Source organism: Roseitalea sp., from assembly GCF_984466335.1.
Genome location: NZ_CFIFWG010000134.1, coordinates 8,003 through 8,738, shown reverse-complemented (window position 1 = coordinate 8,738; position 736 = coordinate 8,003). Strand labels below are relative to the sequence as shown.

Annotated in this window: 1 protein-coding gene; it reads right to left on the bottom strand. The window is 62.2% G+C overall.

Translation table 11 applies throughout. The annotated features are described in order from the left end of the window. The coding region (locus tag AC5E6L_RS11830) for an amino acid ABC transporter ATP-binding protein (protein WP_491773508.1) at positions 1-681 on the bottom strand (681 nt) is incomplete at its 3' end. Positions 682-736: the final 55 nt, after the last annotated feature.

The window sequence follows — 736 nt, the reverse complement described above, 5'->3', positions numbered from 1 at the left end:
CACCTGGCGCGCAAAGCCCATCTCGTGCGTGACGCAGAGCATGGTCATGCCTTCCTCGGCCAGGCCCACCATCGTGTCGAGCACCTCCTTGATCATTTCGGGGTCGAGCGCCGATGTCGGTTCGTCGAACAGCATGATGCGCGGGTTCATGCACAGCGAACGGGCGATGGCCACGCGCTGCTGCTGGCCGCCCGAGAGCTGGCCGGGATATTTGCCGGCCTGCTCGGGGATCTTGACGCGGGTCAGAAAGTGCATCGCCCGCTCCTCGGCCTCCTTCTTGGGCATCTTGCGCACCCAGATCGGCGCCAGCGTGCAGTTCTCCAGGATCGTCAGATGCGGGAACAGGTTGAAGTGCTGGAACACCATGCCGACCTCGCGCCGCACCTCGTCGATCTTCTTCAGATCATTGGTCAGTTCGATCCCGTCGACGACGATCCGGCCCTTCTGGTGCTCTTCGAGCCGGTTGATGCAGCGGATCAGCGTCGACTTGCCCGAGCCCGACGGTCCGCAAACGACGATCCGCTCGCCGCGCATCACCTTCAGGTTGATGTCGCGCAGCACATGGAAGTCGCCATACCATTTGTGCATGTCGGTGATCTCGACGGCGACGTCGGTCTCCGAGATATGCATCTTGGACCGGTCGACTTCGATGTCCTGGGCACTGACGGCGTTCTCGCTCATGAAGGCGGCTCCTGGCTATGTACGGTTCGACGTGTCGAGCCGCTCTTCCATGTAC